General features: G+C 67.5%; 19 protein-coding genes. 11 read left to right on the forward strand and 8 right to left on the reverse strand.

The features are described from left to right. Positions 1–22: 22 nt before the first annotated feature. On the reverse strand, positions 23–1729 hold the full coding sequence (gene recJ / locus ACP2WS_RS07405; protein WP_426460236.1) for a single-stranded-DNA-specific exonuclease RecJ: 1707 nt from the start codon (positions 1727–1729) through the stop codon (positions 23–25). Next, entirely contained in the window at positions 1729–2817 is a 1089-nt protein-coding gene (locus tag ACP2WS_RS07410) for a phosphoglycerate mutase (protein ID WP_426460237.1), read from the reverse strand. The genes recJ and ACP2WS_RS07410 overlap by 1 nt, the downstream gene beginning before the upstream one ends. A 462-nt stretch (positions 2818–3279) precedes the next feature. Here ACP2WS_RS07410 and ACP2WS_RS07415 point away from each other — a divergent pair, with 462 nt between their 5' ends. Genes ACP2WS_RS07415 through ACP2WS_RS07425 form a run of 3 tightly spaced genes read left to right on the forward strand, consistent with a single transcriptional unit; the run spans position 3280 to position 6182 of the window. Beyond that, complete coding sequence (locus tag ACP2WS_RS07415; protein WP_426460238.1) at positions 3280–4533, forward strand: lipoprotein-releasing ABC transporter permease subunit; 1254 nt, start codon at positions 3280–3282, stop codon at positions 4531–4533. Beyond that, entirely contained in the window at positions 4526–5245 is a 720-nt protein-coding gene (gene lolD, locus ACP2WS_RS07420; RefSeq protein WP_426460239.1) for a lipoprotein-releasing ABC transporter ATP-binding protein LolD, read from the forward strand. Before ACP2WS_RS07415 ends, lolD begins: the two co-directional genes overlap by 8 nt. A gap of 34 nt (positions 5246–5279) precedes the next feature. After that, positions 5280–6182: a TatD family hydrolase gene (locus ACP2WS_RS07425; protein WP_426460240.1), complete on the forward strand. Its 903-nt coding sequence runs from the start codon at positions 5280–5282 to the stop codon at positions 6180–6182. Here the strand turns inward: ACP2WS_RS07425 and ACP2WS_RS07430 are convergent. Further along, on the reverse strand, positions 6157–6993 hold the full coding sequence (locus ACP2WS_RS07430; protein ID WP_426460242.1) for a mechanosensitive ion channel family protein: 837 nt from the start codon (positions 6991–6993) through the stop codon (positions 6157–6159). The genes ACP2WS_RS07425 and ACP2WS_RS07430 overlap by 26 nt on opposite strands. 107 nt (positions 6994–7100) lie before the next feature. Between ACP2WS_RS07430 and ACP2WS_RS07435 the strand changes: the two genes are divergently transcribed. From ACP2WS_RS07435 to hslO, 5 genes are all read left to right on the forward strand, one after another. After that, positions 7101–7640, forward strand: coding sequence for a DNA-deoxyinosine glycosylase (locus ACP2WS_RS07435; RefSeq protein ID WP_426460243.1), 540 nt, complete (start codon positions 7101–7103; stop codon positions 7638–7640). Between the two features lie 189 nt (positions 7641–7829). Beyond that, positions 7830–9473 carry a DASS family sodium-coupled anion symporter gene (locus ACP2WS_RS07440; RefSeq protein ID WP_426460244.1) on the forward strand — a complete coding sequence of 548 codons (1644 nt, stop codon included), beginning with the start codon at positions 7830–7832 and terminating at the stop codon, positions 9471–9473. Positions 9474–9595: 122 nt separating this feature from the next. Continuing rightward, positions 9596–10369, forward strand: coding sequence for a ferritin-like domain-containing protein (locus tag ACP2WS_RS07445; protein ID WP_426460302.1), 774 nt, complete (start codon positions 9596–9598; stop codon positions 10367–10369). A gap of 122 nt (positions 10370–10491) precedes the next feature. Continuing rightward, positions 10492–11016: a gamma carbonic anhydrase family protein gene (locus ACP2WS_RS07450; protein WP_374492215.1), complete on the forward strand. Its 525-nt coding sequence runs from the start codon at positions 10492–10494 to the stop codon at positions 11014–11016. 153 nt (positions 11017–11169) lie between these two features. After that, entirely contained in the window at positions 11170–12159 is a 990-nt protein-coding gene (gene hslO, locus ACP2WS_RS07455) for an Hsp33 family molecular chaperone HslO (protein ID WP_426460245.1), read from the forward strand. 226 nt (positions 12160–12385) lie between these two features. Here hslO and ACP2WS_RS07460 read toward each other — a convergent pair whose 3' ends face one another. From ACP2WS_RS07460 to argH, 5 genes are all read right to left on the reverse strand, one after another. Then, positions 12386–12673: a septum formation initiator family protein gene (locus ACP2WS_RS07460; RefSeq protein WP_374492218.1), complete on the reverse strand. Its 288-nt coding sequence runs from the start codon at positions 12671–12673 to the stop codon at positions 12386–12388. 40 nt (positions 12674–12713) lie between these two features. Next, positions 12714–14000, reverse strand: a complete 1287-nt coding sequence (eno, locus tag ACP2WS_RS07465; RefSeq protein ID WP_374492219.1) for a phosphopyruvate hydratase — start codon at positions 13998–14000, stop codon at positions 12714–12716. Between the two features lie 66 nt (positions 14001–14066). Next, the gene (gene kdsA, locus ACP2WS_RS07470; protein WP_374492220.1) at positions 14067–14924 is read right to left on the reverse strand and encodes a 3-deoxy-8-phosphooctulonate synthase; all 858 of its coding nucleotides are present in this window, start codon (positions 14922–14924) and stop codon (positions 14067–14069) included. Beyond that, positions 14921–16591, reverse strand: a complete 1671-nt coding sequence (locus ACP2WS_RS07475; RefSeq protein ID WP_374492221.1) for a CTP synthase — start codon at positions 16589–16591, stop codon at positions 14921–14923. The genes kdsA and ACP2WS_RS07475 overlap by 4 nt, the downstream gene beginning before the upstream one ends. A gap of 149 nt (positions 16592–16740) precedes the next feature. After that, complete coding sequence (gene argH, locus ACP2WS_RS07480) at positions 16741–18198, reverse strand: argininosuccinate lyase (protein WP_374492223.1); 1458 nt, start codon at positions 18196–18198, stop codon at positions 16741–16743. A 212-nt stretch (positions 18199–18410) separates the two neighbouring features. Here argH and ACP2WS_RS07485 point away from each other — a divergent pair, with 212 nt between their 5' ends. The 3 genes from ACP2WS_RS07485 (at position 18411) to hemC (ending at position 21460) form a co-directional block, all read left to right on the forward strand. Further along, positions 18411–19481 carry a sensor histidine kinase gene (locus tag ACP2WS_RS07485; protein ID WP_426460247.1) on the forward strand — a complete coding sequence of 357 codons (1071 nt, stop codon included), beginning with the start codon at positions 18411–18413 and terminating at the stop codon, positions 19479–19481. Beyond that, positions 19478–20275, forward strand: a complete 798-nt coding sequence (locus ACP2WS_RS07490; protein ID WP_426460248.1) for a LytR/AlgR family response regulator transcription factor — start codon at positions 19478–19480, stop codon at positions 20273–20275. The genes ACP2WS_RS07485 and ACP2WS_RS07490 overlap by 4 nt, the downstream gene beginning before the upstream one ends. 234 nt (positions 20276–20509) lie before the next feature. After that, positions 20510–21460, forward strand: coding sequence for a hydroxymethylbilane synthase (gene hemC, locus ACP2WS_RS07495; protein ID WP_426460249.1), 951 nt, complete (start codon positions 20510–20512; stop codon positions 21458–21460).

Genomic DNA, 21460 nt, shown 5'->3' on the forward strand with positions numbered 1-21460 from the left:
GTGCTTTCGCACGGCCGGGTGCTCAGTCGGCCATGCCTTCGACCACCAGCTGCACCGTCTGCTGGCCGCGCCATTCATTGACGTCGAGCCGGTAGGCCAGGGTGGCGCGTGCGGGCAGTGGCTCGCTGCGACCGAACCAGATGGCATCCACCAGCTCGCCCTGATGGCGCAGCTGCAGCTTGAGGTGCCGCTCGCCCACGAGGCGCTGGTGCACCACTTCCAGCTCCTCGCTGAACACAGGGGCGGCAAAGCCCTGGCCCCAGACGGCCTCCTGCAGGCTGGCAGCCACGTCGATGCGGCGGAAGCTGGCCGGCAGCGGGCCGTCGGTGGCCAGCGTGCGCTCCAGAGTGGCGGCGTCCAGCCATTCATGGGCGACTTCGGTCAGGGCCTGCTCGAAGGTGGCGAAGTGGTCACGGGCAATGGTGCAGCCGGCAGCCATGGCGTGTCCACCGAACTTGACGAGCACGCCGGGATGGCGCTTGGCCACGAGGTCCAGTGCATCACGCAGATGAAAGCCGGGAATGGAGCGGCCCGAGCCCTTGAGCAGATGCTGCTGTCCGGGGGCGCCGCTCACGGCAAACACGAAGGTGGGGCGGTGCAGGCGGTCCTTGAGGCGGGAGGCCACGATGCCGACCACGCCTTCATGAAAGTCCGCATCGAACACGCTCAGGGCCGCTGGCGGGGTATCGGCGTCGGTGAACAGGTCTTCGGCCAGGTGCATGGCCTGTTCGCGCATGCCTTCTTCCAGGCTGCGACGTTCCCGGTTGATGCTGTCGAGCATGCGCGCGAGCTCTGCGGCGCGGGCGGCATCGTCGGTGGTGAGGCATTCGATGCCCAGCGTCATGTCCGCCAGTCGGCCGGCCGCGTTGATGCGCGGGCCGAGCGCGAAGCCCATGTCGAAGGTGCTGGCGCGGCGCGCATCGCGGCCGGAGACGGCAAACAGCTCGCGCATGCCGGGAGGCATGGCACCGGCCCGGATGCGGCGCAGGCCCTGGGCGACGATGCGGCGGTTGTTGGCATCGAGCCGCACCACATCGGCCACGGTGCCGAGGGCCACGAGGGGCAGCAGGGTGTCGAGGCGGGGCTGGGGATCGGGCAGGGTGCCACGCCGCCGCAGCTCGGCCCGCAGCGCCAGCAGCACGTAGAACATGACGCCCACACCGGCCATGGATTTGCTCGGACAGGTGCAGCCCGGCTGGTTGGGGTTGACCATGGCGTCGGCCTCGGGCAGCTCGGCACCGGGCAGGTGGTGGTCGGTGACGATGACCTGCATGCCCAGCGCGCGTGCGGCGGCCACGCCGTCCACGCTGGCAATGCCGTTGTCCACGGTCACGAGCACGTCGGCGCCCGTGGCATGCACGCGCTGCGCGATGGTGGGAGTCAGTCCGTAGCCGTCATTGACGCGATCAGGCACCAGAAAGTGCACCTGTCGCGCCCCCAGCAGGCGCAGGCCGCGCAGGCCCACGGTGCAGGCGGTGGCGCCGTCGCAGTCGTAGTCGGCCACGATGCAGATGCGCAGGTTGTCCCGGATCGCATCGGCCAGCAGAGAGGCCGCCTCGGAGGCGCCCTTGAGCGTGTCGGGCGGGAGCAGGTGTGCGAGGGCATCGTCGAGCTCGGAGGCCTGGGTGACGCCCCGGGCAGCATAGAGCTGGGCCAGCAGGGGATGCAGGCCAGCCTGCTCCAGCGCCCAGCGCGCGCGGGGAGGCACATCGCGGGTTTGCAGGCGCATTACAGGGACTCCAGCACCCGGGCCATCTGCAGCGGACGCAGCTGACGGCCCAGGAGGCGCAGCAGGCCGGGGCGCTGGTCGTTGTGCCAGGTCGTGGCGCCCCGCTCGCTGCACAGGGTGATGCGCACACGCGGTGCCTGTCCGCCGCGCAGCTGCGCCAGCAGGGGGCCGAACACGGCTTCGTCGAGCCAGTGCCAGGCCTTTTCCCAGGCATCCCAGTCTTCGCGCAGCGCCGGCAGGGCGAGTTGCCTCAGCACATGGGGATGCAGCAGGGCCGGTGTGCCGGCTTCTGGCGCGGAGACCTCGGCAGAGGGGCGCGGGGGCTCGGCAGGCAGGGAGCCGGCTCCCCACAGCCAGAATGAGTTCACGGGGAGTGCCCCCTGTTCGGCGCGGGCATCGTTGACCGGATGGGTATAGAGCAGCATCTGCATCTCGCTCTGCAGACGGCGCAGGGGCGCGGAGTGGGCAGCCGTGGGGCTGGTGCTGGCCTTGGCAGCGAGTGCCATCCAGCCTTCGACGTTGCGGCCGCATACCCGGTCGAGCGAGGCGGTGCGCAGGCCTTCCAGGCTCGGCCCGCAGGCCAGCCACTGGAGCACGCCGGTCTTGTCGACCGGGAGGGGAACCAGATGCAGGCCTTCCTCGGCGAACCAGGGGTGCATGGCGGCCAGCAGCGCGTCGCCTTCGGCGGCGGAGAGGTGCAGGTCGGCCGGATGCGCCATGGTGACGTGGTCGGCATGGATCTGCCAGTGGCAGAGCGTGACCACGCCCCAGGGCAGGGACGATGCGCCTTCGAGCCCGTGGCGCCGGGCCAGATGGGCCGCCCAGGGCATGCAGCCGTCCTGCCGCGAGGCTTCGGGCCAGCCCAGGGCGCGGGCCAGGACGTGTTCGTGCGGCGGGCTGTAGCTGTATTCGTCGCACTGCACGTCCTGCTCGCGCTGCAGGCGGCCCAGCAGCACCGGAAGATGGCGCAGGGTCAGCTGGTCAAGGCGGGCCTGACAGCGCGCAGAGGACGCTGCGGCAAAGGGCACGATCAGGTGATGGGCGGCGGAGGACATGGCCATCTGCTGGGGCTCGGAGACTTCGGTCATATAGCAACTCTCTATTGTCCCGTATCGCGCTTGCATTTGCATCCTTGGGGCATAAGGAAAAGGGTAACCGAACACTTTCTTCCGATGGCCAGACGCGGCGGGTGAGGCGGTGACGTGCCTGTTCAGGGGCGCTCCGCACAGGGAGCGCTGCCGCAGAATGCTGCAGGAAAGGGAGTACCGGGAGATTGAAGACAATTTGAAACAAATGTATCCAATGTTGTCGTGGAGCCTGTCCTCGTTGCGGTTCGTGTGGGGCATGCCACATGGCAGGCCCCGCAGCCAGCACCCATCGGGCGCGTTGCCGATGAGCCGGGCACGCGTTCGCAACCTTTGCTTGCACGCTTTTCGGTGGGCGGCGGCGAGAGGCCGGGATGGCACTGCCACAATGCAGGGTGTGGCAGCGATTGAGCTGCCGGCTGCAGCAGACCGGGGCGGCGCTTCGTCCCGACACACCCATCCTCCATGGCCATTCCCTACGAACTCTCTCTTGGCTGGCGCTATACGCGCGCCGGTCGCTCCACCCGGCGCAACGGGTTCATCTCGTTCATCTCGGCGGCTTCCATCCTCGGCATCGCGCTGGGGGTGGCGGCGCTCATCATCGTGCTCAGCGTGATGAACGGCTTCCAGAAGGAGGTGCGTGACCGCATGCTGGGCGTGGTGTCGCACATCGAGATTCTCACGCCGTCGGGCGGCGCCCTGCCAGATGTGCAGGGCGTGCTCCAGAAGGTGCGCGCGGTGCCCGAGGTGGTGGGGGCCGCTCCCTTTGTGGTCGGGCAGTCGCTGCTCGTGCGCGGAGAGGACATGCGCGGCGTGCTGGTGCGCGGCATCGAGCCTGCGCGCGAAGCCGAGGTGTCGAACGTGTCTGCCGGCAACGCCGAGGTGCTGCAGCAGCTCAAGCCGGACAGTTTCAATGTGGTGCTGGGCGAACAGCTGGCTCGCGCGCTGGGCGTGCAGCGCGGAGATACCGTGACGCTGGTGGCTCCGAGCGGCACCATGACGCCTGCGGGGGTGATGCCGCGGCTCAAGCAGGTGACGGTGGTGGGAACCTTCAATTCCGGCCATTACGAATACGACTCCACCCTGGTGCTGCTCAATGTGAGCGATGCGGCGCGCATCTTCCATGTGGAAGGGCCCACGGGTGTGCGCCTCAAGCTCAAGGACCTGAACCAGGCGCCGCTGGTGGCCGAGAAGATCAGCGCCCTGTTCGACCATGAATACCGCGTGAGCGACTGGACGCAGCAGAACCGCAGCTGGTTTGCCGCCGTGCAGGTCGAGAAGCGCATGATGTTCATCATCCTGACGCTCATCGTGGCGGTGGCGGCCTTCAACCTGGTGAGCACGCTGGTGATGAGCGTGCAGGACAAGCGCGCCGACATTGCCATCCTGCGCACGCTGGGCGCCACGCCGCGCAGCATCATGTCGATCTTCATGGTGCAGGGGGCTGCAGCCGGCATCATCGGGACGCTGGCTGGCCTGCTGCTGGGGCTGCTGGTGGCCTGCAACATCGACGTGATCGTGCCCTTCATCGAGCACCTGCTGCACACGCACTTCCTGCCGCAGGACGTGTACCTCATCAGCAAGATGCCGAGCGACCCCGAGGCCGGCGACATCGTGCCCATCGTCATCGTGTCGCTGCTGCTGTCGTTCGTGGCCACGGTCTATCCGAGCTGGCGTGCCAGCCGCGTCAATCCTGCGGAGGCATTGCGCTATGAATGAGATGTCCCTTTCTCCCGATGCCGCATTTCGTACCCCGGGCCGCACCGTGCTGCAGGCCACCGGGCTGACCAAGCGCTTCCACGAAGGGCGTGACCTCGACCTGACCGTGCTGCGGGGCATCGACCTCGACATCCGCGCCGGGGAGACGGTGGCCATCGTGGGGGCTTCGGGTTCGGGCAAGAGCACGCTTCTGCACATGCTCGGCGGGCTCGATGCTCCCACCAGTGGCAGCGTGCAGCTCATGGGGCAGGCGTTCTCGGCACTCTCGCTCGCGGAGCAGGGGGCCCTGCGCAACCGGCACCTGGGCTTTGTCTACCAGTTTCACCATCTGCTGGCCGAATTCACGGCAGCCGAAAACGTGGCCATGCCCCTGTGGATCCGGCGTGCCGACCGCGAGGAGGCCCACCGCGAAGCCCTGCGCATGCTCGAACAGGTGGGGCTGGCCGATCGCGCTGCCCACCGGCCGGGCGAGCTCTCCGGGGGCGAGCGCCAGCGGGTGGCCATTGCCCGTGCCCTGGTCACGCAGCCGGCCTGCGTGCTGGCCGACGAACCCACCGGCAACCTCGACCGCGGCACGGCCGACCAGGTCTTCGGGCTCATGCTCGATCTGGCGCGCCGGAACCAGACCGCGTTTGTGCTCGTCACCCACGACGACCAGCTCGCCGCCCGCTGCAGCCGCCAGCTGCGCATGGTGCGGGGCCAGCTGGCCTGACAGGGCCGGGCGCGGGGCATCGGGAGCGGCACGCATGGCTTTCTGGATCGATACCCATTGCCATCTGGATGCCCCTGAATTCGCGGCCTGCGGAGGGCCGCAGCGGGTGCGGGAGGAGGCGCGGGCCGCCGGCGTGGGCCGAATCGTGATTCCGGCAGTGGATGCCGGCAACTTTGCCGCCGTGCGCGAGCTGGCCCACCGTACCGGCGATGGGTATGCGCTCGGCTTTCACCCCCTGTATCTGCCGCAAGGTGAGGTGGCAGAGGCGCTGGAGCGGCTCGATGGCCACTTGCGCGAGTGGCAGGACGACCCGCATCTGGTCGCTGTGGGCGAGATCGGCCTCGATGCCCATGACGGGCGCTGGAACGACCCCGCCGTGCGGATACGGCAGGAGGCTCTGCTGCGGGGGCAGCTGCGACTTGCGCGTCGATATGGCCTGCCCGTGCTGCTGCATACACGGCGTGCCGTCGATGCCGTGCTGCGCCATCTGCGCGAGCTGCCGCCGCCGGGAGCCATTGCCCATGCCTTTGTCGGGAGCCTGCAGCAGGCCGAGGCGCTGTGCGCGGTCGGGGCTGTGCTGGGATTCGGCGGCGCCATGACGTTCGAGCGCGCCACCCGTCTGCGTGCGCAGGCAGCCACACTGCAGCTCGACAGCCTGGTGCTGGAAACCGATGCTCCCGACATTCCGCCGAGCTGGCTCTATGTGCCGCAGGAAGCGCGCCGGGCGGGACAAGTCGTGCCCCCGAACCGGCCGGCAGAAATCCCGCGCATGGGGGCCGTGCTGGCGGATCTGCGCGGCATGCCGGTGGAGGAGCTGTGCGCTGCCACCACGGCCAATGCCCTGCGCGTTCTGCCCCGGCTGGCCGTGCTGGGGCAGAACACAGAGCCGTCGGCAGCGCCAGCAGCCGATCTCAGCGCTGGGCAGCCGGCACCGTGATGGTGGTGGCGGCAGGCACCGGGTAGCCTGCCGTGCGGAACGTCTCGGCGATGATGCGGTTGGTGTCGAACAGCACCTGTCCGTAGTCCGCATTGGAGGTGTAGGGGCGCACGCACAGCGTCAGGCCGTCGGCGGAGGATTCCAGAATGCCGATGACCGGCGCGGGCGAGGCCGCCACGTGCGGCACCGTGGCCACGGCGGCACGCAGGCGTTCGATGGCCTCGTCGGGGTCGATGCCGTGGGCCAGCTTGGCGGTGCAGTCCACGCGGCGCACGGGCAGAGCGCTGTAGTTCTGGATGGTGTCCGAAAAGATCTTGTTGTTGCCGACAATCGTCGTCACGTTGTCCGCCGTGGTGATGGTCGTGGTGAACAGACCGAGAGCGGTGACAGTGCCCGTCACCCCAGCGGCCTGGATGGTGTCTCCCACCTTGTAGGGGCGCAGCACCTGCATGAACACGCCGGCCGCGAAGTGGGTGAGCAGACCTCCCCAGGCCGTGCCGATGGCCAGACCCGCGCCGGCGAGCAGGGCCGCGAACGAGGTGGTCTGCACCCCGAACAAGCTCAGAATGCCCAGCACCAGCATGATGGTGAGCAGGACGCTCGTGATCGACTTGAGATAATCGACCAGCGTCACGTCCAGCCGCCCGGAGCGGGAGAGCATCCTGCCCAGCAGGCGGGTGGCCAGCGCGATGAGCCAGCGGCCGATCATCCAGGCCGCGACGGCCCCCGCCACCTTGAGCGCCAGATCGGTGCCCTGCGTGGCAAGGTAGGCCAGCATGTTGTCCATTTGTCCATTGACGTTCATGTTCATGTCGTATCCGTGTATGCAGATTTCCGTAGGCCGGGCACCGGTGTCGCCCGGGGGCGTCGGTGCGCGATTCGGCCGGGCGGCCGGGCTGCGCGCCGAGGGGGCCGCGCATGGCTGAAGGTTATAGCACCGCACCGCTCACGGGCCTGGCACCACTTGCCAACTCCGACACACGTTTGCTGGTTCTCGGCAGTTTTCCGAGCGTGCGCTCGCTGGAGCTGCAGCAGTATTACGGCCATCCGCAGAACCACTTCTGGCGCATTCTGGGCACGCTCTGGGGGCTGCCCCTGCGCGAGTCGGACTATGCCGTGCGGCGTGCGGCGGCACTGGCGCACGGGGTCGGCATCTGGGATGTGTATGCCAGCTGCGAGCGCGAGGGCAGCCTCGACTCCGCCATACGCCACGCCGTGGTCAACGATCTGGCGGGCCTGCGCGCACGCTGCCCCGATCTGCGTGCCATAGCCCACAACGGCGGCGAAAGCTGGCGCCAGCATCGCCATACGGAGGGGCTGGGCGTGCCGGTGTACCGCCTGCCCTCCACCAGCCCTGCCAATGCCAGCTGGTCCTTCGAGCGCAAGCTGGCCGCCTGGCGCGAGGTTTTTCTGGCCGCAGGCATCGACGTGCCGGATGCAGGGTCAGCCGCGCCCTGAAACGGCTGCAGGTGTGGTGGAGCTGCGGGGACGGCAGCGGGTTTAATCCCTATCAATTCGCTGCCACATTCCCGGCAGGGCTGCGGAAGGGGCAGGGGTCCCCTGCATAGAATGGGGCCAGCTTCGCACACGGGTGCGAAGCGGCATGCAAAGGGACAGGAGGATGTGATGGGCTTCAAACGACTTCCCATGGCCATCGCGGTAGCGGTGGGCCTGCTGATCTGGTTCGTGATTCCCGTGCCGAATGGGGTGACCCCCAACGCATGGCATCTGCTGGCCCTGTTCGCGGCCACCATCGTGGCCATCATCGGCAAGGCCATGCCGATTGGTGCGCTCTCCATCGTGGCCATCACGCTCGTGGCGCTCACGGGGGTCACCGGGCACTCGGTGCCTGCAGCGTCCGGCGGGGCACATCCGGCTTCCGCCGCCGTGGCGTCCGTGTCTGCATCCGCACCGGCGGTACAGGCGGCAGCACCGGCTGCCGCACGCAAGGCAGCCTCGTCCGCATCGGCCGCCAGGGCAGCAGCCTCGGCGCCTGCATCGGCCTCTGCTTCTGCCTCCAAGGGCGAGGCCAAGCCCGTCAAGCCCTCGACCGCAGCCGACTACATCAAGGATGCGCTCTCCAGCATGTCCAACTCGCTCATCTGGCTGATCGGCGTGTCCATCATGATCTCGCGCGGGCTCATCAAGACCGGGCTGGGATCGCGCATCGGGTACTGGTTCATCTCCATCTTCGGGCGCAAGACGATCGGCATCGGCTACGCGCTGGCATTTTCCGAGCTGGTGCTCGCTCCCGTGACGCCCAGCAACACCGCACGCGGCGGCGGCATCATGCACCCCATCATGCGGTCCATTGCCGACAGCTTCGATTCCCGCCCCGAAAATGGCACCCAGAACCGCATCGGCCGCTACCTCGCGCTGGTCAACTACCAGACCAACCCCATCACCTCGGCCATGTTCATCACTGCCACGGCCCCCAATCCGCTGGTCGTCGATCTCATCGCCAAGGCCACCCACAGCCAGATCCACATCTCCTGGGCCCAGTGGGCACTGGGCATGCTGGTGCCGGGCATCGTGGCCCTGCTGGTGATGCCGCTCGTGGTCTACTGGCTCAACAAGCCCGAGATCACCGATACCCCCAACGCCACCCAGTTTGCGCGTGGCAAGCTCGCGGAGCTCGGGCACATGCAGCGCGGCGAAAAGATCATGGTGGGCATCTTCGCGCTGCTGCTGCTGCTGTGGGCCGGCGTGCCGGCCATGTTCTTCGGCCGCAGCTATGAGGTCGACCCGACCACCACGGCCTTCGTGGGGTTGTCGCTGCTGCTCCTTACCGGCGTGCTGAGCTGGGATGACGTGCTCAAGGAAAAGAGCGCCTGGGACACCATCATCTGGTTCGGGGCCCTCGTGATGATGGCCGACTTCCTCAACAAGCTCGGCCTCGTGGGCTGGTTCTCCGGCTCGCTCAAGGACGGCATCCAGTCCATGGGGCTGAACTGGCAAATGGCGGCCGCGCTCCTGCTGCTGGCCTACTTCTATGCCCACTACATGTTCGCCAGCACCACGGCCCACATCACCAGCATGTTCGGTGCGTTCTTCGCTGCCGGGCTGGCGCTGGGAGCCCCGCCCATGGCCTGGGCCTTCCTGATGGCGGCTGCGTCGAGCCTCATGATGACCCTCACGCACTACGCCACTGGCAGTGCACCCGTCATCTTCGGGTCCAATTACGTGACCCTGGGCCAGTGGTGGCGCACCGGCTTCGTCATGAGCGTGGTCAACCTGCTGATCTGGCTCACGGTCGGTACTGCCTGGGGTCGGGTGCTCGGATACATCTGATGCGCTGAGGATCCCGGCGGCCGCGTGCCGCCCCTGACCGGAAGCCGCTGTCCGGCGGCCCCGGCAGGGGAGCGCGTCTCTGCCATTCCCTTCGTCTTTCTCTTTTTCACTTCCGCGTGTCCATGCTGCGAGCTCTTGCCCTCGATCTTCTCTGTGCGTCTTCCCATGCGGCCAAGGTGCAGGGCGTCCTCGCCCTGGATCTTCAGGTCCCTCTCGATCCCGGGCTGGTCCTGCAGCCCACCGCCCCCATTCCGGGGCGTGAGGCACGGCCCGAACTGGTGTCGCCAGCCCAGCTGCACAAGCGCTCGGTAGCCACCACCGAAGGCCGCGCAGCGCTGCTCCATGCCCTGGCCCACATCGAGTTCAACGCCATCGATCTGGCGCTCGACATCGTGTGGCGCTTTCCGGGCATGCCCGAAGCCTTCTATCGGGACTGGCTGGGCATTGCGCGCGAGGAAGCGCGGCATTTCAGCCTGCTGGCCGCCCACCTGGAGACGCTGGGGTATCGCTATGGCGACTTTCCGGCGCACAACGGGCTGTGGGAAATGGCCGAGAAAACGCGCGACGATCTGCTCGCTCGCCTTGCCCTGGTTCCCCGCACGCTGGAGGCGCGCGGCCTGGACGCCTCTCCCCCCATTCGAGACAAGCTGTGCCACGCAGGCGATCTGGAGGCCGCCGCCATTCTCGATGTCATCCTGCACGACGAGATCGGTCATGTGGCCATCGGCAACCGCTGGTACCGCCATGTATGCACCGAGCGCGGACTCGACCCAGTGGTCGCCTATGCCGAGCTCGCGGAACGCCATGGCGCCCCGCGCCTGCGTGGCCCCTACAACCGCGAAGCCCGGCTGGCAGCCGGCTTTACCCCGGAAGAGCTCGACGCCCTGCCAGCCTGAGCACAGGGCATTCGCCGTTGGCAGGGACGCTTCCGGGCTTCTCCCGGCTGCCCTCGGCCGGGGCATGGCGTACACTGGCCGCACGTGTTTTTCGCCCCTCTTTTCCCTGCCAGGAGACGTCCATGCCCCTCTACCAGCTCGATGACAAGGTGCCCCAGATCGCGGACAGTGCCTGGGTCGCGGACAGCGCCCAGGTCATCGGAGACGTGCGTCTGGCGGAGGACGCGAGCATCTGGTTTCATGCCACGCTGCGGGGCGACAACGACCCCATCACCATCGGAGAGGGCACCAACATCCAGGACGGCAGCGTGCTGCACACCGATGCCGGAGTGCCGCTCACCATCGGTCGCCATGTCACGGTGGGGCACATGGTCATGCTCCATGGCTGCACCATCGGAGACGAAAGCCTCATCGGCATCGGCGCCGTGATTCTCAACGGCGCGCGCATCGGACGCCACTGCCTCGTGGGCGCAGGCTCCCTCGTGACCGAGGGCAAGGAGTTCCCCGACGGCAGCATGATCCTCGGCAGTCCGGCCAAGGTGGTGCGCATGCTCACTCCCGAGCAGATCGAGGGGCTGCGTGCCAGCGCGCGCCACTACGTCGACAACGCTCGCCGGTATGCCACACGGTTGAAGAAGCTCCCCTGATCCCCATCTGCACCTCCAGCATTCCCACGCTTCCCGTTCGCCTCTACCAATGACGCGCAGCTGGCAGTGATGCATCCGCCGCTCCTTTCTTTTTTCCCTTTCGCCGCTCCTGCCCGGGTGCCTCCTTCGACTCGGGGGCGTGGCCTCTCTCCCATGTCACAACTGCAGAAATTCCTTTTCGATGGCATGCCCGTCCGGGGCGTGGCCGTCCGCCTCACCGATGCCTGGCAGGAGGTCGTGCAGCGCCGTGCCGCCAACAGCCACAGCGGCCCCTATGCCCCCGCCGTCACCGGACTGCTGGGCGAAATGACTGCCGCAGCCTGCCTGATGCAGGCCAACATCAAATTCAACGGCGCACTCATCCTGCAGATGCAGGGGGACGGCCCCGTCAAGGTGGCGGTGGCTGAAGTGCTGCCCGACCTGGCCTTGCGCGCCACGGCCACCGTGCTCGGTTCCATTCCCGAGGACGCCACCCTGTCCACTCTGGTGAACCAGCACGGCAAGGGCCGCTGCGCCATCACCCTCGACCCCCGCGACCGCCTGCCCGGCCAGCAGCCCTACCAGGGCATAGTGCCTCTGAGCGATGCCCAGGAGATGCTCCTGCCGGATGTGGCACAGGCTCTGCAGCACTACATGCGCCAGAGCGAACAGCTCGACACCACCCTCGTGCTGGCGGCGGATGACCACGTGGCAGCCGGCCTGCTCATCCAGCGCCTGCCCCTGGAAGGCGAAGCCAACCTCGCGGGCAGCACAGGCAATGCCGGAGACGAAGCCCAGGCAGAAGCTGCCGAACACTACCATCGCATCGTCACCCTGGCCCAGAGCCTCACGCGCGAGGAACTCTTGGGGCTGGACATCGACACCATCCTGCACCGCCTGTTCTGGGACGAAAAGCTGCTGCGCTTCGCCCCTGCCGACAGCGACCCCGTTCCCCATTTCGCCTGCACCTGCAGCACCGAGCGCGTCAGCGCCATGATCCGCAGCCTGGGCCGGGAAGAAGCCGACAGCATCCTCGCAGAGCAGGGCCGCATCGAAGTCGGCTGCGAATTCTGTGGCAAGCAATACCGCTTCGACCCCGTCGAAGCCGCCCGCATCTTCGTCCCCGCAGAAGCCCGCCCTCCGGCAAGCGATACCGTGCATTGAGTGGGGGTAGGCGAGGCGCCGCCTCGCAGAGCGGCGACCCTGAAGAGCGCAGGAAACCCCCACTTTGAACGAAATGATCCGGCAAAAATAGCCTCGGATGCGGAGAAGGAGCGTCGCATGCTGCCAGCGCTCTCAGGTGCATGTTCACCCCCTGCCATGACAAAGCCCGTGGTCCCTGAACGGGAGCACGGGCTTTGCAGGATGCGGAGCTGGGGCTGCTGGGGCTTCAGCGTGCGATCTGGACGAAGACTTCGTTGGGCTTGACCATGCCCATTTCGTAGCGGGCCTTTTCCTCGACGGTGGACAGGCCTTCCTTGAGGTCCTGGATTTCCGACTGGGAGCGGGCGATCTGCTGTTCCAGCAGGGCGTTGGCGGCCTGCTGGCGCGCCAGATCCTGCTTCATTTTGGCCACCTGGCGCACATTGCCGCTGCCGTTCCAGATCTGGTACTGCAACAGCACGAAGAGCAGCAGCAGGACCGCGATGACGGTGCGGTTGACGGGCGATGTGCGCATGGGGCGGTGGGAGCAGGGTCTGGGAGGGGGCGGTCAGCGATCAGCGCAGATTGTAGAACGCCTTGCGGCCGGGGTAGACGGCGATTTCGCCGAGGTCTTCCTCGATGCGCAGCAGCTGGTTGTACTTGGCCATGCGATCGGAGCGGCTCAGCGAACCGGTCTTGATCTGGCCGGCGTTGGTGCCCACGGCGATGTCGGCGATGGTGCTGTCCTCGGTCTCGCCGGAGCGGTGGCTGATGACGGCGGTGTAGCCGGCGCGCTTGGCCATTTCAATGGCTTCGAAGGTTTCGGTGAGGGTGCCGATCTGGTTGATCTTGATGAGGATGGAGTTGGCGACGCCCTTGTCGATGCCTTCGGACAGGATCTTGGTGTTGGTGACGAACAGGTCGTCGCCCACGAGCTGGACCTTGCTGCCGAGCTTTTCGGTGAGCAGCTTCCAGCCGTCCCAGTCGCCTTCGGCCATGCCGTCCTCGATGCTGATGATGGGGTACTTGTCGCACCAGGCGGCGAGCATGTTGGCCCATTCCTCGGCGTTGAGTGACAGGCCGCCTTCGCCGGCGAGCACGTACTTGCCGTCCTTGTAGAACTCGCTGCTGGCGCAGTCGAGGCCCAGGACGATGTCCTGACCGGCCACGTAGCCGGCGTCGGAGATGGCCTGCAGGATCAGCTCGATGGCGGCAGCGTGGTTTTCGACGCTGGGGGCAAAGCCGCCTTCGTCACCGACGGCGGTGCTCATGCCACGGGAGTGGATGATCTTCTTGAGGGCATGGAACACTTCGGCGCCATAGCGCAGGGCTTCGCGGAAGCTGGGAGCGCCCACGGGAATGATCATGAATTCCTGCAGGTCGAGGCTGTTGTTGGCGTGGGCGCCGCCGTTGATGACGTTCATCATGGGCACGGGGAGCTGGTAGCCGCCCATGCCGCCGAAGTAGCGGTACAGCGGCAGACCGGATTCCTCGGCGGCGGCACGGGCCACGGCCATGGAGACGGCGAGCATGGCGTTGGCGCCCAGGCGGGACTTGTTGTCGGTGCCGTCGAGGTCGATCAGGGTGCGGTCCAGGAAGGCCTGTTCGGAGGCATCGAGGCCGAGCACGGCTTCGCTGATTTCGGTGTTGATGTGCTCGACGGCCTTGAGCACGCCCTTGCCGAGGTAGCGGCTCTTGTCGCCGTCACGGAGTTCGATGGCTTCGCGGCTGCCGGTGGAGGCGCCGGAGGGGACGGCTGCACGGCCCATCACGCCGCTTTCGAGCAGCACGTCGCATTCGACGGTGGGATTGCCACGGCTGTCCAGGATTTCGCGGCCTACGATGTCTACGATTGCACTCATGGTCGGTTCTCTTTCTGTTAGCAAAGGGGAGGAGGGGCCAGACCTGCCGGACCGGCCCGGAGGGGCTCAGGCCCCGAAGTCGTTTTCGAGGTACCCGCGCCGCTTGGTGACGGCGTCGAGTTCCTTGAGGGATTCGAGCAGGGCGCGCATGTGGCGCAGGGGCACGGCGTTGGGGCCGTCCGACAGCGCATGGGCGGGGTCGGGATGGGTCTCCATGAAGACGCCGGCCACTCCCACGGCCACGGCCGCACGGGCCAGCACCGGAACCATCTCGCGCTGGCCGCCGCTGGAGGTGCCCTGTCCGCCGGGCAGCTGCACGCTGTGGGTGGCGTCGAAGACGACCGGTGCCGCGGTTTCCCGCATGATGGCGAGGCTGCGCATGTCGCTCACGAGGTTGTTGTAGCCGAAGCTCACCCCCCGTTCGCAGGCCATGAAGACGTCGGTGTCGAGTCCCTTTTCGGCGGCGGCGGCGCGGGCCTTGTCGATCACGTTCTTCATGTCGTGCGGCGCGAGGAACTGGCCCTTCTTGATGTTGACGGGGCGGCCCGATTGCGCCACGGCGCGGATGAAGTCGGTCTGGCGGCACAGGAAGGCCGGTGTCTGCAGCACGTCCACCACGGCGGCGGCGGCCGGGACTTCGGCTTCGGTGTGCACGTCGGTGAGCAGCGGGACTCCCAGTTCCTTGCGCACGGCCGCGAGGATGTCGAGTCCCCGCTCCATGCCCGGTCCCCGGAAGCTGGCGCCGCTGGAGCGGTTGGCCTTGTCGTAGCTGCTCTTGAAGATGAAGGGGATTTCCAGCTCGGCGGTCAGATCCCTGAGGGTGCCGGCGACGTCCATCTGGAGCTGCAGGCTCTCGACGACGCAGGGGCCGGCGATCAGGAAGAAGGGCCGGTCGGGCCCGATGTCGAATCCGCAGAGTTTCATGCCGTGGCCTTCTTCGGAGCGTCACCGTGCTGGTGCAGGGCTGCCTTGATGTAGGCGTTGAACAGCGGGTGCCCGGCCCACGGGGTGGACTTGAACTCGGGGTGGAACTGCACGCCCATGAACCAGGGGTGCACCTTCTGGGGCAGCTCGATGATCTCGGTGAGATGTTCGCGCTGGGTGAGGGCGGAGATGACCAGTCCGGCCTCGCGCAGCTTGTCGAGGTAGCGGGTGTTGGCCTCGTAGCGGTGGCGGTGGCGTTCGGTGACCACGTCGCCGTAGATGCTGTGGGCCAGGGTGCCGGGAAGCACGTCGGAGCTCTGGGCACCGAGGCGCATGGTGCCGCCCAGGTCGCCGCCTTCGTGGCGCTTCTGGATGCTGCCGTCGGCGTCCTGCCATTCGTCGATCAGGGCGATGACGGGGTAGGGGGTCTTGGGATCGAACTCGGTGCTGTTGGCGCCTTCGAGGCCGGCCATGTGGCGGGCGTATTCGATGGTGGCGACCTGCATGCCCAGGCAGATGCCCAGATACGGGACCTTGTGCTCGCGGGCATAGCGGGCGGCGGCGATCTTGCCTTCCACACCGCGCTTGCCGAAGCCGCCGGGCACGAGGATGGCGTCGAATCCGGCAAGCTTGCCGTCGACGTTCTCGGCGGTGAGGGTCTCGGAGTCGATGTAGGTGATCTTGACTCGGGCATGGTTCTTCATGCCGGCGTGGCGCAGGGCTTCATTGAGCGACTTGTAGCTGTCGCTGAGATCGACGTACTTGCCGACCATGGCCACGGTGACGGTGTGCTGCGGGTGCTCTACTTCATACACCATGTTGTCCCAGCGCTGCAGGTTGGCGGGGCGGGTGTTGATGCGCAGTTTGTCGCAGATGAGGCCGTCGAGTCCCTGCTCGTGCAGCATGCGCGGAACCTTGTAGATGGTGTCCACGTCCCACATGCTGATGACGCCCCAGGGCTGCACGTTGGTGAAGAGGCTGATCTTCTCGCGTTCTTCGGTGGGGATGGCGCGGTCGGCACGGCACAGCAGTGCGTCGGGCTGGATGCCGATCTCGCGCAGCTTTTGCACGGTGTGCTGGGTGGGCTTGGTCTTGAGCTCGCCGGCCGCAGCGATCCACGGCAGGTAGGTGAGGTGGACGAAGGCGCTGTTGTTGGGGCCCAGCTTGAGGCTGAGCTGGCGCACGGCTTCGAGGAAGGGCAGGGATTCGATGTCGCCCACGGTGCCGCCGATCTCGACGATGGCCACGTCGACCATGTCGGGCGTGCCGATGCCGGCGCCGCGCTTGATGTATTCCTGAATTTCGTTGGTGACGTGCGGGATGACCTGCACGGTCTTGCCGAGGTAGTCGCCGCGGCGTTCCTTTTCGAGCACGCTCTGGTAGATGCGGCCGGTGGTGAAGTTGTTGCTCTGCTTCATCCGGGTCTCGATGAAGCGTTCGTAGTGCCCCAGGTCGAGATCGGTTTCGGCGCCGTCGTCGGTCACGAAGACTTCGCCGTGCTGGAAGGGCGACATCGTGCCGGGGTCGACGTTGATGTAGGGGTCGAGCTTGATGAGGGTGACTTTGAGGCCGCGCGACTCGAGGAGGGCAGCCAGGGACGCCGATGCGATGCCTTTGCCGAGGGAAGACACGACACCACCGGTGACGAAGACGAATTTGGTAGTCATGGCCAGAAGCGGGTGTGAATATCCCGCGTGGTGGAAATTCCGATTATATGTGCCGCGGCAAATCCTGTATCCCCCGGAGATGTACCGAGCCCCTGCCGGCGGACCGGACAGGGGCTCGGAGGAGGGGCGCAGGGCCGGGGTGAACGGGGTCAGGCGCGAGCGGCGGCCAGGCGTTCGAGGTGGCGTGCGAGCTGCTTCTGCACCTGGGCCGGCGCGGTGCCGCCCAGGGTGTTGCGGGCGTGGAGCGAGGCTTCGAGGGTGAGGGCCTTTTCGTACACGTCCTCGTTGATGTCGGGGTGGATCCGGCGCAGGGCGTCGATCGGGAGTTCGGAGAGGTCGATGCCCTGCTCTTGGGCGAGGCGCACGGCATGGGCCACGGTTTCGTGGGCATCCCGGAAGGGCAGGCCCTTCTTGACGAGGTAGTCGGCCAGATCGGTGGCGGTGGCGTAGCCGCGGCTGGCGGCGCGGCGCATGGCGTCGGGGTTGACGGTGATGCCGCCTTCCTTGGCGCCGGTGTCGGGGTTGACCTGCCCGCCGATCATGTCGCAGAAGATGCGCAGGGTGTCGCGCACGGTGTCGACGGTGTCGAACAGGGGTTCCTTGTCTTCCTGGTTGTCCTTGTTGTAGGCCAGGGGCTGGCCCTTCATGAGGGTGAGCAGGCCCATGAGATGGCCGAAGACGCGGCCGCTCTTGCCGCGCGCGAGCTCGGGCACGTCGGGATTCTTCTTCTGCGGCATGATCGAGCTGCCGGTGGTGAAGCGGTCGGCGATGCGGATGAAGGCGAAGTTCTGGCTCATCCACAGCACCAGTTCTTCGCTGAGGCGGCTGATGTGGACCATGACCAGGCTGGCGGCGGCCGTGAATTCGATGGCAAAGTCGCGGTCGCTCACGGCGTCGAGACTGTTGTGGCAGACGCCTTCCATGCCCAGGGTGCGCGCGACACGTTCGCGGTCGAGCGGGTAGGTGGTGCCGGCCAGAGCGGCCGAGCCCAGCGGCAGGCGGTTGACGCGGTGGCGCACGTCGCCGAGGCGTTCTTCGTCGCGGGCGAACATTTCCACATAGGCCAGCAGATGGTGGGCGAAGCTCACCGGCTGAGCCACCTGCAGGTGGGTGAACCCAGGCAGGATGACGTCGACATGGCGGCTGGCCACGTCGAGCAGAGCGCCCTGCACGTCGCGCAGCAGGCCCACGAGCAGGTCGATCTCGTCGCGCAGCCACAGGCGGATGTCGGTGGCGACCTGGTCGTTGCGGCTGCGGCCGGTGTGCAGCCGCTTGCCGGCATCGCCCACGAGCTGGGTGAGGCGGGCTTCGAGGTTGAGGTGCACGTCTTCCAGTTCGAGCTTCCACTGGAAGGTGCCGGATTCGATCTCGGTGCGGATTTCGGCCATGCCGCGCTCGATGGCGGCCAGATCGGAGGGGCTGATGATGCCCTGGGCGGCGAGCATGTCGGCGTGGGCAAGGCTGCCCTGCATGTCGGCGCGCCACAGGCGCTTGTCGAAGAACACGCTGGCGGTGTAGCGCTGCACCAGCTCGCTCATGGGCTCGGAGAACAGGGCGGACCAGCCTTGGGATTTGGAATCGAGTTGGTTCTGGGAAGGTTCGGACATGGGGGAGAATCCATCAAAAGAGGCAAATCCGCCACGGTGCAGGCTCCGGGAGTTGGCGAGCCGCCACAATGGTGCGGATGGGATACGAAACGGAAATAGACACCGAAAGGAAGGGCACCCCAGAGGGGCGCGCAGCAGCGCCGGCCCCGTCTGGAACTCCCATGCGCATGCAGACACGAAGCAGAGCCCCATCCACGACGGCGGACCGGACGGTGGATGCCCAGATTGTAGCCAGCCGGGCGACTCCGGCGGGAGTCGTGGGGGGCGGCGCTCCCGCCCCCGGGCTGGAGGCCTGCCGTTCCGGCATGGTGCTGCGGGCGGTGGTGCTGGTGCATCTGGTGGTGCTGGCAGGCTTTCTGCTTTTTGGGGAACCACGTGGAGCCGGCTGGGGTGGGTGGCTGCTGTCCCTGGGCATAGGAGCCGGCTGTGCGCTGCCGGCGACCCTGCTGTGGCTGATGGTGCTGTGCGCGCTGCGGCCGGTGCTGGCGGGGCGACCCGCCCGGGTGCAGTGGCGGGTGGCGGTGCTGGCTGGGGGCGGATGCGGCTGGTTTGCCGCACTGCTCTACACGAGTGTCGTGGAAACCGCACCGTGGCGCCCCTGGCTGGGGGGCGTGCTGGTGGGAGCAGTGCTGTCCTGGCTGCTGGCGTCGCAGCAGCTTCTGCGCAGTCGCCTGCGTTCCCCCGAGGACGTGGCGGCGCAGCTGGCCGAGCTGCAGGCCCGCATCCGGCCGCATTTTCTGTTCAATGCGCTCAACAGCGCGATTGCGCTGGTACGGGTCGATCCGGCGCGGGCCGAGTCGGTGCTGGAGGATCTGGCCGACCTGTTCCGCGGCATGTTGCGGGGCGCGCGGCACCGCAGCACCCTGGCGGCAGAGCTGGAGCTGGCACAGCGCTACCTGCGCGTGGAGGAAGTGCGGTTCGGGGAGCGGCTGCGGGTGGACTGGGTGCTGGACCCTGCCGCAGGGCTGGCGGTGGTGCCGCCGCTGATTCTGCAGCCCCTGCTCGAAAATGCCATCCGGCATGGCGTGGAGCCCAGTGACACGGGAGCCGCCATCCGGGTGCGGACCCAGCTGCGGGGCAATCGGGTTCGCATCGTCCTTGCCAATACCTTCCCTGCCGGGCCGGGGGCGCCCGGAAACGGCATGGCCCTGGAGAACGTGCGCAACCGCCTCGCCCTCTGTCACGACATGGAGCTGCGCTTTTCCGCCAAGGTGGTGCGGGACCGCTTCGTGGTGCGCATCGAGGTGCCGATGCAGATCGCGGCAGAAGGGGGGTGCCCATGAGTGCGCATCCGGGATCGAACACCGCACCGCTGCGGGTGCTGCTGGTCGATGACGAGCGGCTGGCCCGTCTGCGGCTCACCGGGTTGCTCGCTGAAATGGCGGAGCCTGTGCCCGAGGTCGTGGGCGAGGCTGGCACCGCAGCCGAGGCGCTGGCGCGCGTGGCGGACTGCCATCCCGATCTGGTGCTGCTGGACATCCAGATGCCGGGCATGGACGGCATGGAGCTGGCCCGCAGGCTGCGCACGCGGGCTCCGGACTGTGCGCTGGTGTTCGTGACGGCGCACGCGGAGCATGCGCTGGAAGCCTTTGAGGTGGCAGCGGTCGATTACCTCACCAAGCCTGTGCGTCGCGAGCGTTTGGCCGAGGCACTGGACAAGGCGCTTCGCCTGCGGGGAGCGGGGCCGTCCACGCCGGGATCGACTGCGCCAGTGGCACCCGATGTGCCGACGCTGCGCGTGGAGTCGCGTGGGCGCGAGCAGCGCCTGCCGGTCCCGGCGGTGTTGCTCGCGCGGGCCGAATGGAAATATGTCACCCTGCATACCGCGCAGGAACAGGGGCTGCTGTGGGACGGCACCCTCAACCAGCTGGAAGAGCGCTATGCCGACCACTTCCTGCGGGTGCACCGCAGCGCGCTGGTGGCCCGGGCGGCGGTGCGCGGCCTGCGTCGGGCGCCGCCTTCCATCGACGGAGACGATGAAGGCTGGCAGGTGCAGGTCGAGGGGGTGCCGAAATGGGTGCAGGTATCCCGGCGCCAGCTGCCTGCGGTGAGGCAGGTGCTCCGGCAGGAGGACTGACCGGGCAGTGCCGAGGTTCCTGCCCTGGATCAGCAAAAGCCCCCGCCAGGGACTGGGCACCGAGGATCGGCTGGGGGCCGTGCTAGCATCGCCGATGCAGAGGAAGGGGCAGCCGCTCCGGGCGGGGCCACACCGGGTGGCACCCGGGCTGGAGAGCTGTCTTCTTCCTGAATCCCGTCTCATGGGAGCCTTCCGCTCCGAAGCGCTCCTGCTACCGATGCATCTGGAATCACCATGTCGACCACCGCTGCAGCACAGGCTGCTCCCCTCGCACTTACCATCGCCACGCGCGAAAGCCGGCTTGCCCTGTGGCAGGCCGAACATGTGAAGGCCCTGCTCGAAAGCCGTGGACACCGCGTGACCCTGCTGGGCATGACCACCCGGGGCGACCAGATTCTGGATCGCACCCTCAGCAAGGTCGGCGGCAAGGGCCTGTTCGTCAAGGAGCTCGAAATCGCGCTCCAGGAAGGGCGAGCCGATCTGGCCGTGCATTCGCTCAAGGATGTGCCCATGGAGCTGCCCGAGGGCTTCGAGCTGGCCTGCATCATGGAACGCGAGGATCCGCGTGACGCATTCGTCTCGCCCCGCTACGCCTCCCTCGACGAGGTGCCTCAGGGCGGGGTGATCGGCACCTCCAGCCTGCGTCGCACCGTGCTGCTGCGTGCGGCGCGCCCCGATCTGCGCATCGAGCCCCTGCGTGGCAATCTGGACACCCGCCTGCGCAAGCTCGACGAAGGAGCCTATGACGGGATCGTGCTCGCCGCTGCAGGCCTCAAGCGGCTGGGGCTGGGGGAGCGCATTCGACACATCTTTGCGCCGGATGCCATGCTGCCGGCAGCCGGGCAGGGCGCACTGGGGATCGAGATCCGTGCGGGGCGCCCCGAGCTGGAAGCGGCCCTCGCCCCGCTGGTCGATCAGGCCACCTGGCTGCGCGTGGCCGCCGAGCGGGCCGTCAGCCGCGCCATGGGCGGAAGCTGCTCCATGCCGCTGGCCGCCCATGCCGTGCTGCGTGACGACGGTGTGCTGTCCATCGAGGCCGCCTGGGGCGATGCGGAGGCGTCTGCTCCGGTGCTGGTGCGTGCACGGGCAGAACAGGCCGTGCAGACGCTGGAGGACGCTGCCGCCCTAGGCCATGCAGTGGCCCAGCGCCTGATCGCGCAGGGTGCCGTTCCCGTGCGGGACTGA

Origin of the sequence: Brachymonas moutaii (nom. illeg.), assembly GCF_049977365.1 — a bacterium.
GTDB lineage: Bacteria > Pseudomonadota > Gammaproteobacteria > Burkholderiales > Burkholderiaceae_C > Brachymonas.